Consider the following 12,080-nt stretch of genomic DNA (forward strand, 5'->3'; position numbering starts at 1 on the left):
CGCGTGGACCGACCCCAGATCTGGCTCGACTTCGCCCCTGAGCTGCACCTCTTCGTCTCCGCGCCCCGGCGGGCCGGCCGTACCGCCCTGCGCACCGACGGCACCTCCAGTCTCGGCCACGTGGTCGAGTCACTGGGCGTCCCGCTCACCGAGGTGGGCACGCTGTTGGTGGACGGCCGACCGGTGCCCGACTCCTACGTCCCGGCCGACGACCAACTGGTCAGCGTGGCGGCGGTGGCCCGGCCCCAGCCCTCGCCCGCCCCGCCGCGCTTCCTGCTGGACGTCCACCTCGGCACCCTCACCCGCCGGCTCCGCCTGCTCGGCGTCGACGCCGCCTACGAGAACCCGGACATCGGGGACGCCGCGCTGGCCGCCCGCTCCGCCGCCGAGCAGCGCGTGCTGCTCTCCCGTGACCGCGGTCTGCTGCGCCGGCGCGAGCTGTGGGCCGGCGCGTACGTCTACAGCCACCGCCCGGCCGAGCAACTGCGCGACGTGCTCTCCCGCTTCGCGCCGCCGCTGGCCCCCTGGACCCGCTGCACCACCTGCAACGGCACGCTGCGGACGGTGAGCAAGACCACGGTGCGCGAGCAGCTGCACGACGGCACCGAGCGCTCCTACGACGCCTTCGCCCAGTGCGTCGACTGCGGCCAGGCGTACTGGCGCGGCGCCCACCACGCCCGGCTGGAGGCCATCGTCAGCGAGGCCGTGCGCGACTTCGGCGGAGCCGGGGACGGCAGCGCCCTCGACCGGGCCTTCGGCGGCGGCCGCGATGGCGACCCTGGCGGCGACCCCGATGGCGACGGGACCGGCCGACCCGGCTGACCAGGTCGGTCCGGCGGCGTCTCGGGGTAGCGCCCCCGGACCCTCTCGGGGTCGTCTCGGGGTCGGATACGGACCGCTGCGGATGGCGGGCGCGCCACCGGCCGTGGTCTGATCGGCGGCGGGCAAGCCCAGGAACTCCGTCGTACGAGAGAGGCCGGGTCGTCGGATGAGCGAACAGTCGAACTCCCCGTCAGCGCACCAACCCTACGAGAGCACCGAGACCGGTGACGCCCCCGTGGTGACCGCCCCGGACGGCGCACTCGTCCGCCCGCTGCTGGTCCTGGACGGGCGGGGCAGCCTCGCCGTGTTCGAGCTGGCCCCGGGGCAGGTCACCCACGCGGTGTCGCACGCCACCGTGGAGGAGCTGTGGCAGGTCACCGCGGGCAGCGGCGAGCTGTGGCGGCGCCAGGACGGCCGGGAGGAGGTCCGCCGGCTCGAACCCGGTACGGCGGTGTCCATCCCGCTCGGCACCGCCTTCCAGTTCCGGGCCGACCCGGACGGCGACGGGCCGCTGCGGATCACCGCCGTCACCATGCCGCCCTGGCCGGAGACGGACACCGAGGCACGGCCCGAGCACGGCCCCTGGAAGGCGACCGACCGATGAGCCGGCCGGCCCCGCGCCGCGCCCTGGCCGCCGCCCTCGCCGCGCTCACCCTGCTGGGCCTGGCCGCGGCCCCGTCGGTCGCGGCCACCGCCGAGCCGCACCTCCGGTCGCGCTACATCACCATGCCGGACGGCGTCCGCCTCGCCGTCGACGTCTACCTCCCGCCGGGCACCGGCCCCGGAACCAAGCTCCCCACCGTCCTGGTCACCGAGCGCTACTGGCGTGCCAAGGTCAAGGCCGGACAGTCCGGCGGCTCCAGCGGCGAGGCCGAGGACTGGAACGCCAGGGGCTACGCCTACGTCGTCGCCGACCTGCGCGGCACCGGCGCCTCCTTCGGCACCCTGACCGCCGAACTGGGCGCCGCCGCGATCGCCGACAGCGGCTCGCTCGGCGACTGGATCGCCGCCCAGCCCTGGTCCAACGGCCGGGTCGGCACCACCGGCATCTCCTACGGCGGCGACACCGCCATGCTCGCCACCGCCCTCGGCAACCACCACATCGCCGCCGCCGCCCCGATCTCCTACGACTTCGACCCGTACGAGGACCTGGTGCGCCCCGGCGGCCTGCTGATCGAGCCCCGGCTCGCCCCGTACGCCCTGCTGCTGCGCATCCTGGACGGGAGCGGCGGCACCACCTGCGAGACCAGCGCGGACACCCGGCAGCTCTGCGCGGAGGCCGGCCTCACCGGTCTGACCCCCCCGGCCGGTCGACGGCCCGGCCGGACCGGCCCTGCTGGCCGCCGCCCGCGCGGAGCACGCGGACAACGCCAACCTGGTCGAGCTGGCCCACGCCGGCGCCTACCGCGACTACCGCAACGGGCCGCAGAGTTGGACGGTCGGCAGCGTGGGGGAGAAGACCGACGCGGTCGAGGACGGCGGGACACCGGTGCTCACCCGGGCCGGCTGGCTGGACGCGGGCACGGCCGACGGCGTGCTGTCCCAGTTCACCGGCCTGTCCAACACCCAGGACGACTGGATCGGCCCGTGGAACCACGGCGCGGGCTGGCTCGCCGACCCGTTCCGGCCCGCCCGGCCGCTCACCCCGGCCAAGCGCGAGGCGAACGACCAGCGGGTGGTCGACTTCTTCGACCGCTACGTGCGGGACGGCGCCCGCCCCGACGGCACCCGGCAGGTGCACTACGACACCTTCAACGAGGACGTCTGGCGCACCACCACCCGCTGGCCGGTGCCCGGCACCTGCACCCGCCCGTTCCGCCTCGGCGCGGGCGGCACGCTCGGCGCCGAGCGCACTCCCGCCGGCTCCGACCTGCTCCGCCTGGACCCGACGGCCGGCACCGGACCGCTCGACCGCTGGAACACCAACCTCAACGGGGGCAGGGTGAGTTACCCCGACCGGGCCGCCGTCGACGCCCGACTGCTCAGCTACACCACCGCGCCGCTGACCGCACCCACCAGGGTCACCGGCAACGGCACGGTCACCCTCGACGTCACCGGCCTGGCGGGCTCGGCGAACGGCGCCCTGCACGTCTACCTGGAGGACGTCACCCCCGACGGCCGGGTCAGCTACCTGACCGAAGGCCAACTCGCCCTGGCGGACCGGGCGGTGGCCGACCCGGCGGACAACCCCGACTGGCGCCGGCTGCGCACGCCGCGCAGCTACGCGGCCGCCGACGCCGCGCCCTTCCCGCAGGGGCGGGCCCAGCGGGTGGTGATCGACCTCCAGCCCGTCTCGGTGCTGTTCAAGGCGGGCGAGCGGATCCGGCTCACCGTCGCCGCCGCCAACCCCGACTCCTTCCAACTGCTCCCGGCCGACGGGCTGGCCAGCTACCGGATCGGGTACGGCGGGGAGCGCGGCTCGGTGCTCGACCTGCCGGTGGTCCGGCCGTGAGCGTGCGTGCGGACCGTCAGGGCCGCCGCAGGCCGAGGGTCCAAGTGCGGGTGGAGTAACTGCCCATCCGGGTCGGATGGCGTTCGACCAGCGTCGCCGTCAGGCCCCCGGGCGTGCGGCGCAGCGCACCGGTGAAGCGGTGCCGCTCCGCGGGCGGGAGCGGGAGCAGTTCGGCGAGCACGGCGTCGTCCAGCTCCCGCCCGACGGCGCGCAGCACCCCCGCGTCCAGCACCAGCAGGGTGCCGTCGTCCAGGACCAGCGGCGCCGGGGCCTGGGCGTCGGCCAGCAGCGGGCCGCGCTCGACGGCCCCGCCGGGCAGCAGCCGCACCACCCGGCTCCCGGTGGGCCGGCGGCGGTCCGTCTCGACCACCCGCAGGCCGCCGCCGACCACGTAGTGGCCGTAGCTGCGCCAGGAGTCGACCACGGCGCCGTCGCGGTCGTGCGCCCAGCTGTCGAAGGCGTCGTAGCCCTCCAGGCCGAGCACGAAGCGCCCGTCGCCGAGCGCCGCGCCGTGCTCGCCGCGCAGTTCGGCCACCGGGGCGCCGTCGGAGAGGTCCAGCAGCAGGGCCGGGCCGAGGTGGCCCCAGGCGGTGTACTCGAAGGAACTGGTGGTGACCAGCACCCGGTCGGCGGAGAGGTGGGCCGCGTTCGGCCGGCCCGGGCAGGGCTGCCGCCAGCGCACCCGGCCGCCGGGGTCGACCCAGCTGAGCTCGCCGTCCCCGCCGTGCACCTCCCAGCCGTCCCGCCGGGCCAGCGGCCCCTCCGGTCGTCCCTGCGGTCGCCCGCCGGGCTCGTGACGGTGGTCCATGACCGTGACCTGCCAGCTCCCCATGGCCGGGATGCTATCGGCTGGGTCCGAACGGCGGAGGCCGTTTCGACAGGTGCCCGCGCGGCCCGTACGGCGGACAATCGGCCCAGGCCCAGGAGCCGACGAGGAGGTTGCGGTGGAACCCGCCGAGTTCGACGTGATGATCGAGATCCCGCAGGGATCGCGGAACAAGTACGTGATGGACTTCGACGCGGGCCGGATCCGCCTCGACCGCACCCTCTTCACCGCCACCCGCTACCCGGCCGACTACGGCTACGTCGAGGGCACCCTCGGCGGCGACGGCGAACCGCTGGACGCCCTGGCCCTCGGCGGCGAGCCGGCCGTGCCCGGCTGCCTGCTCACCTGCCGGGCGGTCGGGCTGTGGGTGATGCGCGACGAGCGCGGCCCGGACCAGAAGGTGCTCTGCGTCCCGGCCCGCGACCCGCGCTACGCCGACCTGCGGGACATCGGCGACCTGCGGGAGTTCGACCTGCTGGAGATCACCCACTTCTTCCAGGTGTACAAGGACCTGGAGCGCGGCAAGTCGGTCGTGGGCTCGCACTGGGCGGGGCGCGAGGCCGCGTACGCCGAGATCGCCGGGTCCCGCGCGCGGGCGGCGGGGACGCGCTTCGCCCGCCCCGTCTGACCCGCCGTCCGGGCGGACGGCGGCGGGCGGGCCGCCGTCCCGGATCGTGATCGAACAACGGCCCACGACGGGGAACCGGCGCGGGCTCTACAGCGTTGTCGTGGTCGAACAGCGAGAGAACCGCGAGGTGCGGCGTGATGCGGACGGTGGAGGAAACCCGATGAGTGTGGCCCTGACGAAGGGTGGCAACGTCTCCCTGAACCGGCAGGCCCCCGGTGTGCGGTCCGTCCGGGTCGGTCTCGGGTGGACGGTCGGCGCCGGGTACGACCTGGACGCCAGCGCGCTGCTCTGCGGCGCCTCCGGGAAGGTGCCCACGGACCAGCACTTCGTCTTCTTCAACAACCTGCAGAGCCCGGACGGCGCGGTCCGCCACCTCGGTACGGAGGGCGGCGGCCAGGACCGCGAGCGGATCGAGGTCCGGCTCGACGGGGTCGCGGCCGACGTGGAGAAGGTCGTCTTCGCGGTGGCGGTCTACGACGCGGTGCAGCGCCGGCAGACCTTCGGGCAGGTGCGCGGTGCGTACGTCCGGCTCACCGACGCGGACAGCGGCGCCGAGGTGGCCCGCTACGACGTGACGCCGGAGACCGGCAGCGAGACGGCCATGGTGTTCGGCGAGCTCTACCGGCACGGTGCGGACTGGAAGTTCCGGGCCGTCGGGCAGGGTTACGCCTCGGGGCTCGCGGGGATCGCCGCCGACTTCGGCGTCGACGTCCTGCAGCCCGCGCCGGCCGCCCCGGCTCCGGCCGTCGCCCCGCCCGTGCCGGCCGTCGCCCCCGCCGTTCCTGCCGTTCCTGCCGTTCCCGCTGTTCCGAAGACCCAGCCAGCAACCGGGAGTTCACCAGTGACCTGCTTCTTCGACCCCACCCACGGCGTCGGCTCGGCCGTGGTGCTGTGGCAGCCGCAGTGGGGCGTGCCGCGCCAGGTCGAGACCTGCGCGGCCTGCGCCCAGCGGGTGCAGACCACCGTCCCGCCGTTCTACACGCCGCAGCAGGCCGGCTACCCCCAGCAGTACCCGCAGCAGGGCTACCCCCAGCAGGCTCCGCCGCAGGTGCCGGCCCAGCACCAGCAGGAGCAGGGCGGCCGCCGCTTCGGCACCGGGGCGATGATCGGCGCCGGTGCGGCGGGCCTGGTCGGCGGCATGCTGATCAACGAGGCGCTGAGCGACGACGAGCCGCAGGTGGTCGTCAACAACTACTACGAGGACGACGACGACTCCTTCTTCTGAGCCGTCCCCGGATTCAGTTGACGACGACCGCCATGTGCGCGTAAGTGGCGTAGCCGGCGGCGAACTCCTGCTCGGAGACCGTCGTGCGGCCGCGCGCGGGGTCGTTGAGCGACACCTTGCCGTTGCTGAACCCGGTGACCACGACGGTGTGTTCGGCGGTTCCCGCGTACGGCACGCTCCGCCCGTCGTACGCCGTGTAGGTGGTGGCGGTGAGGTGTCGCCACAGGTAGTCCACCCAGACGATCGCCGGGTGGCCGGCCGCCAGCTCGTCCTTCAGCTTCTGGACGGAGACGCCCTCGGCGTCCCGGAGGACCGTGAGCCCGTAGGAGCGGGCGGCCCCGGCCACCGGCGGGTAGTAGACGCCGAAGCCGGTGCCGCCCGTCTCCGAGCCGTCCGGGTCGCCGACGAAGGCCGCGTAGGGGTCGCCGGACAGCGGGCCGGAGTGCCCGAATTCGTGGTGCACCCGGTCGACGCCGATCCGGTCCAGGATCTGCCGGTCGTCCGCCTGGATGCCCCGGGCGGCGAGGACCATGCGCAGGGCGGCGGCCTCGCAGTCGTCGCCGAGCTGCTGGTGGAAGTACGGGACGCTCACGGCCGACGCCTCGGCCGCCGCGGCGGACGGCGCGTAGCCGGCGCCCGTCGCCAGGGACGCGGTGGTCAGCACGGCGAGCAGTGATGTTCTCAAGGTCTTCATCATGGCCATGACGCTACGAAGGCCGGTTGCGCTCCGCAGCCGCTGAGCCCCGATCAGGTGACGGAGCGTGTGCGGCGGGGCGCGGTCCCCGTCGGTGTGTTCAGACCTCCTGGCGCCGGTACGCCCCCGCCCGGGCGGCGGCCTCGGCGGCCGCCGCCGCGCGGTCGGCGGCGGGCTCGTCGAGCGGCTCGGCGGTGGTGAGCATCCGGTAGTAGAGCGGCGCGGACACCGCCCGGATCACCTCGAACGGGTCGGTGTCGGGTGGGAGTTCGCCCCGCTCGACGGCCTCGGTGACGCACGGCGCCCACTCCTCGACCCGGCGCAGGTAGAAGCGCCGCAGCGCCTCGGCCGTGCCCGGGTCGCCGTTGGCGGCGACGATGACGGCGCGGAACAGCGCGCCCCGCCGGGGGTCCGCCAGGGTGCGCTGGACCAGGCGGGCGTTGGCTCGCAGGTCCTCGGCGAGCGAGCCGCTGCGGGTGCGCGGCAGTGACTGCTCGGCCAGCTCGGCGAGCAGGTCGGCGACCAGGGCGGTGGTGCTGCCCCAGCGGCGGTAGACGGTGGTGCGGCCGACCTCGGCCCGCTGGGCGAGGTCGCCGAGGTCGAGACCGCCGAAGCCGTGCTCGACCAGGGCGTCCTCGGCGGCCCGCAGCACGGCGGCGCGGACCCTGGCGGTGCGGCCGCCGGGGCGGACGGTGCCGGGCGTGGAGGGCTCGTCGACCATTAACGGGATTCCTGTTCCATTAGTCGGGCGGAGTCTGCTACGTTGGACCCATCCTAACGGAACGAGAGTCCCATTAGGGACTCCGAGGGGAGCACTCCGATGTCCACCACCACGGAATCCACCGGCATGGAATACCGCCGACTCGGCGCCTCCGGCCTCCAGGTCCCCGCCCTGAGCCTCGGCACCGGCACCTTCGGCGGCAGCGGCCCGCTCTTCGGCGCCTGGGGCACCACCGACGTCCAGGAGGCCCGCCGCCTCCTCGACATCGCCCTCGACGCCGGTGTCACCCTCTTCGACACCGCCGACGTCTACTCCGACGGCGCCTCCGAGGAGGTGCTCGGCCAGGCCGTCCGCGGCCGCCGCGACCAGGTGCTGATCTCCACCAAGGCCGGCCTGCCCGTCGGCGACGGCCCCCAGCAGGCGGGCACCTCCCGCGCCCGCCTGATCCGCTCCGTCGACGACGCGCTGCGCCGCCTCGACACCGACTACCTCGACCTCTTCCAGCTGCACGCCTACGACGCCGGCACCCCGATCGAGGAGGTGCTCGCCACCCTGGAGGACCTCGTCCGTGCGGGCAAGATCCGCTACACCGGGGTCTCCAACTTCTCCGGCTGGCAGCTGATGAAGTCCCTCGCCCTGGCCGACCGGCACGGCCGCCCCCGCTACGCCGCCCACCAGGTCTACTACTCCCTGGTCGGCCGCGACTACGAGTGGGAGCTGATGCCCCTCGCCGAGCAGGAGGGCGTCGGCGCCCTGGTCTGGAGCCCCCTCGGCTGGGGCCGCCTGACCGGCCGGATCCGCCGCGGTCAACCCCTCCCGGCGGGCAGCCGCCTGCACGAGACGGCGGACTACGGCCCGCCGGTCGAGGACGACCTGCTCTACCGGGTGGTCGACGCCCTGGACGGGATCGCCGCCGAGACCGGGCGGACGGTGCCGCAGATCGCCCTCAACTGGCTGCTGCGCCGCCCGACCGTCTCGTCCGTCATCATCGGCGCCCGCAACGAGGAGCAGCTCCGCCAGAACCTCGGCGCCGTCGGCTGGTCCCTGACGCCCGACCAGGTCGCCCGCCTCGACGCCGCCAGCGCCCGGACCGCCCCCTACCCGTACTTCCCCTACCGTCGGCAGGAGGCCTTCGCCCGGCTCAACCCGCCGCTGGCCGGTTGAGCCGCTTTCGGGCGCCGGCCCGGCGGGCCGGGCGGGCGGCGGGGTCAGCCCTTGTGCTCGAGGCGCTCGGCGGTGTTCCCGCCGGCGGTGCTGCCGACGGCCGTGTCGGCGGTGCCGGCGGGGGCCGAGGCGTGCTGGACGCAGGCCGCGCCGACCGGGAGGAGGGCGGCCGCGGCGATCAGGAGGGCGGATATCCGGCGGATCATCAGGGTCCAATCAGCTGGGATGGATTCCGGCCGCTGAAGCATGACACAGCCGCAACCCGCCGCACAGGGGGCGACGGAGGATGTCAGGCCGCCCACCGCCGCCCCAGCGCGGAGCCGATCTCCCGGGCGGCGGAGCCGAGTTCGGCGAGGAAGGCGTGCAGCACCGGGTTGCGGTTGGTGGCCCGGGTGGCCACCCCGATGCGGCGGAGCAGGTGGGGGTGGTCCAGCCGGCAGACCTGCACCCCGGTGGGGTCGGGCAGGCCGAGCGCCGGTATCAGGGCGACGCCCACCCCGGCCCGGACGAGGTTGACGGTGACCTGGTAGTGGTCGCTGCGGCAGCGCACCCGGGGCCGGAACCCCTCGGCGGCGCAGGCCCGTTCGAGCACCGGCTCGCCGGTGCCGCTGCCGTGGGTGCCGATCCAGCTCTCGCCCGCCAGCTCGGCCAGCCGCACCACCGGGCGCCGCCCGAGCCGGTGCTCCGGCGGCAGCACGATCAGCTGCGGCTCCTCGAAGAACACCCGCAGCTCCACCGCCGCCTGGCGGCTCCACAGGTCGAGCGGGTGCTCGAAGACCACCACGGCGTCCAGCCGGCCGGCCTCCAGGTCGGGTATCCGCTCGTGCGGCTGGCCCGTCACCAGCTCCAGTTCCACCTGCGGGTGTCCGGCCGCGAACGCGGACAGCGCCCGTGGCAGCAGTTCCAGCCCGGCCGAGACGAAGAAGCCGATCCGCAGCAGGCCGGCCGCCGCCGCCGAGTGCGCCCGCAGGTCGTCCTGGGCGGCGGCCATCAGGTCGGCGATCCCCTGGGCGTGCTCGGCCAGCCGGTGGCCGGCCGGCGTCAGGCGCAGCGACTGCGGCCCCCGCTCCACCAGCGCGACGTCCAACTCCTGCTCGAGCCGCGCCAGTTGGTGGGATACGGCGGAGGGGCTCAGGTGCAGCGCCTGCGCCGCGGCCACGATGGTGCCACGACGGGCGATCTCCAGCAGGACGAGCAGTCGGGCGCTGTTCAGCATCGGCCCAGGGTAGGCCGCCGGGCTCCCGGGGCCGCCCCGGGGGCCTCAGTCCCCCTGGTGGGAGCCCACCAGCTCGGGGGTCGGCTGCCCCGGTCCCTCGCCGGCCACGTCCAGGCGCAGCAGGTCGTACTCGGTCTCCCGGCGCACCACCAGCCGGGCCCGGCCGTCGCGGACGAAGACCACGGCGGGCCTCGGCAGCTTGTTGTAGTTGGACGCCATCGCGTAGCCGTAGGCGCCGGTGACCGGGGTGGCCAGGAGGTCCCCGACCCGCAGGTCGGCGGGCAGGGCCGCGTCGTCGATGATCACGTCGCCGCTCTCGCAGTGCTTGCCGACCAGCCGGACGTGCTGTGGGCGGGGGGCCTCGGGGCAGCGCGGCAGGAAGGCCTCGTAGCGGGCGTCGTACAGCGCGGGGCGGAGGTTGTCGCTCATCCCGCCGTCCACGCTGACGTAGGTGCGCACGTCCTCGATCCGCTTGACGGTGCCGACCCGGTAGAGGGTCAGTCCGGCCCGGGCGGCGATCGAGCGGCCCGGCTCGACGCCGACCCCGCCCGTCCAACCCGCGGCGCGCACGGCCGCGTGCACCCGCTCGGCCCAGACCGCGAACGAGGGGGCGCTCTGCCCGCTCAGGTAGGCCACCCCGAGACCGCCGCCCACGGTCAGCTGCTCGACCCCGCTCTCCACCGCGAAGCGGGCCATCGTGGCGGCCCCGTCGGCGAGTTCGGCCGGGTCGAGCACCTGGGAGCCGACGTGGGCGTGCACGCCCTCCAGCCGGACGGCGGACGAGGCCCGGGCCCGGCGGACGGCGGCCTCGGCGGCGCCGTCGGCCAGGCCGAAGCCGAACTTGGAGTCGTGGCCGCCGGTCCGGATCGCCTCGTGGGCGCCGGCCGCGACGCCGGGCGCCACCCGCAGCAGGATCCGGGCCGGCGGCAGGCCCTCGACGTGGTGCAGCCGCTCGATCCGCTCCAGCTCGTCGAAGCTGTCCACCACGATGTGGTGCAGCCCGGCGGTCATCGCGGTGCGCAGCTCGGCCTCGTCCTTGTTGTTGCCGTGCAGCACGATCCGGTCCGGCTCCACCCCGGCGTACAGGGCGGTGCGCAGCTCGCCGCCGGAGGCGACGTCCAGCAGCAGGCCCTCCTCGGCGACGAGCCGGGCCATCGCCGTGCAGAGGAAGGCCTTGGAGGCGTACGCGACGTTGCCTGCGCCGAAGGCGGCGACCGCCTCCCGGCAGCGGCTGCGCAGGTGTTCCTCGTCGTAGACGAAGAGCGGGGTGCCGTGCTGGCGGGCGAGCTGCTCCAGCAGGACGCCCCCCACCGCCAGTCCCTCGGGCCGGACTTCGGCGGTGAGCGGCAGCAGGCCCGGTTCGAGGGGCGGCACAGGGGACACGGCTTGCCTCTTTCGTCACGGAGAGTGGAACCGCTGTCCATCCTGCGTGGTGGGGTGGGGGCGAGAAAGCGCATTCTTCCGGGCCTGAGCCGTACCTCCGTCGATGCTCCGGCCCGGTCCGGGGCCGGTCGCGGGCCGCCTCCGGGCCGGGCCCGGACGGTTCGCGACCCATGCATCCATGCTTGTATCTATGGCGTTACGGTGATGTCATGTCCGACACCCCGCCCCCCGCCCGGATCCCGGCCGCGGACCGCGCCTACGACCTCACCAAGGACCTGATCCTCGGCGGCGGCCTGCCCGGCGGCACGCTGATCAGCGAGGGCGAGATCGCCGAGCGCACCGGGCTCAGCCGCACCCCGGTCCGGGAGGCGTTCCTGCGGCTCCAGGCCGAGGGCCTGCTCCAGCTCTTCCCCAAGCGCGGCGCGGTGGTGGTGCCGGTCGGCCCCGGCGAGGCCGAGGACGTCCTGGAACTGCGCGAGGCCCTGGAGAGCAGCGCGGTCCGCCGGATCGGCCGCCGCACCGACGCCGAACTCGCCGAGCTGGTGCGCGGGCTGGCCGGACTGATCGAGCTCCAGCGCGAGCCCGCCCGCCGGGCCGACGTCGGCGCCTTCGCCGAGGCGGACGAGGCCTTCCACCGGGGCATCGTCACGGCGGCCGGCAACGCGCTCGCCGAACGCTTCTACGAGACGCTGCGGGACCGCCAGCGCCGGATGACCGTCCAGCTGCTGCGGCCGCGACCGGAGCGGCTGGACGGGCTGGTCGAGGAGCACGCGGCGCTGGTCGAGCGGATCGCGGCCCGCGACACCGAGGGCTTCGCCGCGGCGTTGCGCGCCCACCTGGACGCCCACCGCTGACGGCCCCGTCGGCGCCCCCGTTCCCGTTCCCGTTCCCGAGGAGCGACCCCGGCGCCACCCCTGTAGGCACCACCCCGCAGGCACCACCCCGACGG

General features: G+C 75.1%; 13 protein-coding genes and 1 pseudogene. 8 read left to right on the forward strand and 6 right to left on the reverse strand.

The annotated features are described in order from the left end of the window. Positions 1–3: 3 nt before the first annotated feature. The 4 genes and pseudogenes from AB0O91_RS12030 to AB0O91_RS12045 all read left to right on the forward strand — a co-directional run bounded on the left by AB0O91_RS12030 (position 4) and on the right by AB0O91_RS12045 (position 3,274). Positions 4–822, forward strand: a complete 819-nt coding sequence (locus AB0O91_RS12030; protein ID WP_363430659.1) for a Mut7-C RNAse domain-containing protein — start codon at positions 4–6, stop codon at positions 820–822. 166 nt (positions 823–988) lie between these two features. Continuing rightward, positions 989–1,426 (forward strand): hypothetical protein, encoded by a 438-nt coding sequence (locus AB0O91_RS12035; protein ID WP_363430662.1) that lies wholly within the window; start codon positions 989–991, stop codon positions 1,424–1,426. Positions 1,427–1,548: 122 nt separating this feature from the next. After that, a pseudogene (locus tag AB0O91_RS12040) lies at positions 1,549–1,959 on the forward strand (CocE/NonD family hydrolase); the annotation flags it as partial. A 247-nt stretch (positions 1,960–2,206) separates the two neighbouring features. Beyond that, positions 2,207–3,274: a CocE/NonD family hydrolase gene (locus tag AB0O91_RS12045; protein ID WP_363430816.1), complete on the forward strand. Its 1,068-nt coding sequence runs from the start codon at positions 2,207–2,209 to the stop codon at positions 3,272–3,274. A 16-nt stretch (positions 3,275–3,290) separates the two neighbouring features. Here the strand turns inward: AB0O91_RS12045 and AB0O91_RS12050 are convergent, their stop codons facing one another. Next, entirely contained in the window at positions 3,291–4,106 is an 816-nt protein-coding gene (locus tag AB0O91_RS12050; protein ID WP_363430664.1) for a hypothetical protein, read from the reverse strand. Between the two features lie 136 nt (positions 4,107–4,242). On the opposite strand from AB0O91_RS12050, the gene AB0O91_RS12055 reads away from it, so the two are divergent. Together AB0O91_RS12055 and AB0O91_RS12060 are read left to right on the forward strand one after the other, a co-directional pair. Then, on the forward strand, positions 4,243–4,728 hold the full coding sequence (locus AB0O91_RS12055) for an inorganic diphosphatase (protein ID WP_363430819.1): 486 nt from the start codon (positions 4,243–4,245) through the stop codon (positions 4,726–4,728). Between the two features lie 160 nt (positions 4,729–4,888). Next, positions 4,889–5,953: a TerD family protein gene (locus tag AB0O91_RS12060; RefSeq protein ID WP_363430667.1), complete on the forward strand. Its 1,065-nt coding sequence runs from the start codon at positions 4,889–4,891 to the stop codon at positions 5,951–5,953. Positions 5,954–5,966: 13 nt separating this feature from the next. Here AB0O91_RS12060 and AB0O91_RS12065 read toward each other — a convergent pair whose 3' ends face one another. Then, a complete protein-coding gene (locus tag AB0O91_RS12065; RefSeq protein ID WP_363430670.1) occupies positions 5,967–6,650 on the reverse strand; it encodes a C39 family peptidase in 684 nt (227 codons plus the stop codon). 97 nt (positions 6,651–6,747) lie between these two features. Next, positions 6,748–7,368: a TetR/AcrR family transcriptional regulator gene (locus AB0O91_RS12070; RefSeq protein ID WP_363430672.1), complete on the reverse strand. Its 621-nt coding sequence runs from the start codon at positions 7,366–7,368 to the stop codon at positions 6,748–6,750. Between the two features lie 126 nt (positions 7,369–7,494). Between AB0O91_RS12070 and AB0O91_RS12075 the strand changes: the two genes are divergently transcribed. Beyond that, entirely contained in the window at positions 7,495–8,532 is a 1,038-nt protein-coding gene (locus tag AB0O91_RS12075; protein ID WP_363430822.1) for an aldo/keto reductase, read from the forward strand. A 44-nt stretch (positions 8,533–8,576) separates the two neighbouring features. Here AB0O91_RS12075 and AB0O91_RS12080 read toward each other — a convergent pair whose 3' ends face one another. The 3 genes from AB0O91_RS12080 to lysA form a co-directional block, all read right to left on the reverse strand. Then, positions 8,577–8,738 (reverse strand): hypothetical protein, encoded by a 162-nt coding sequence (locus AB0O91_RS12080; protein WP_363430675.1) that lies wholly within the window; start codon positions 8,736–8,738, stop codon positions 8,577–8,579. An 83-nt stretch (positions 8,739–8,821) separates the two neighbouring features. Next, positions 8,822–9,748 (reverse strand): LysR substrate-binding domain-containing protein, encoded by a 927-nt coding sequence (locus tag AB0O91_RS12085; RefSeq protein ID WP_363430678.1) that lies wholly within the window; start codon positions 9,746–9,748, stop codon positions 8,822–8,824. A 45-nt stretch (positions 9,749–9,793) separates the two neighbouring features. Beyond that, positions 9,794–11,131, reverse strand: a complete 1,338-nt coding sequence (gene lysA / locus AB0O91_RS12090) for a diaminopimelate decarboxylase (protein WP_363430681.1) — start codon at positions 11,129–11,131, stop codon at positions 9,794–9,796. Positions 11,132–11,340: 209 nt separating this feature from the next. Here lysA and AB0O91_RS12095 point away from each other — a divergent pair, with 209 nt between their 5' ends. Continuing rightward, positions 11,341–11,985 carry a GntR family transcriptional regulator gene (locus AB0O91_RS12095; RefSeq protein WP_363430683.1) on the forward strand — a complete coding sequence of 215 codons (645 nt, stop codon included), beginning with the start codon at positions 11,341–11,343 and terminating at the stop codon, positions 11,983–11,985. Positions 11,986–12,080: the final 95 nt, after the last annotated feature.

This window comes from Kitasatospora sp. NPDC089797 (genome assembly GCF_040684795.1).
In the GTDB taxonomy this organism is placed as follows: Bacteria; Actinomycetota; Actinomycetes; order Streptomycetales; family Streptomycetaceae; genus Kitasatospora.

Excerpts from the sequence above, each read along its gene's own strand:
- AB0O91_RS12035 (WP_363430662.1), top strand. The coding sequence starts at position 989 with ATGAGCGAACAGTCGAACTCCCCGTCAGCGCACCAACCCTACGAGAGC.
- AB0O91_RS12050 (WP_363430664.1), bottom strand. The coding sequence starts at position 4,106 with ATGGGGAGCTGGCAGGTCACGGTCATGGACCACCGTCACGAGCCCGGC.
- AB0O91_RS12055 (WP_363430819.1), top strand. The coding sequence starts at position 4,243 with ATGATCGAGATCCCGCAGGGATCGCGGAACAAGTACGTGATGGACTTC.
- AB0O91_RS12060 (WP_363430667.1), top strand. The coding sequence starts at position 4,889 with ATGAGTGTGGCCCTGACGAAGGGTGGCAACGTCTCCCTGAACCGGCAG.
- AB0O91_RS12065 (WP_363430670.1), bottom strand. The coding sequence starts at position 6,650 with ATGATGAAGACCTTGAGAACATCACTGCTCGCCGTGCTGACCACCGCG.
- AB0O91_RS12070 (WP_363430672.1), bottom strand. The coding sequence starts at position 7,368 with ATGGTCGACGAGCCCTCCACGCCCGGCACCGTCCGCCCCGGCGGCCGC.
- AB0O91_RS12075 (WP_363430822.1), top strand. The coding sequence starts at position 7,495 with ATGGAATACCGCCGACTCGGCGCCTCCGGCCTCCAGGTCCCCGCCCTG.
- AB0O91_RS12080 (WP_363430675.1), bottom strand. The coding sequence starts at position 8,738 with ATGATCCGCCGGATATCCGCCCTCCTGATCGCCGCGGCCGCCCTCCTC.
- AB0O91_RS12085 (WP_363430678.1), bottom strand. The coding sequence starts at position 9,748 with ATGCTGAACAGCGCCCGACTGCTCGTCCTGCTGGAGATCGCCCGTCGT.
- AB0O91_RS12095 (WP_363430683.1), top strand. The coding sequence starts at position 11,341 with ATGTCCGACACCCCGCCCCCCGCCCGGATCCCGGCCGCGGACCGCGCC.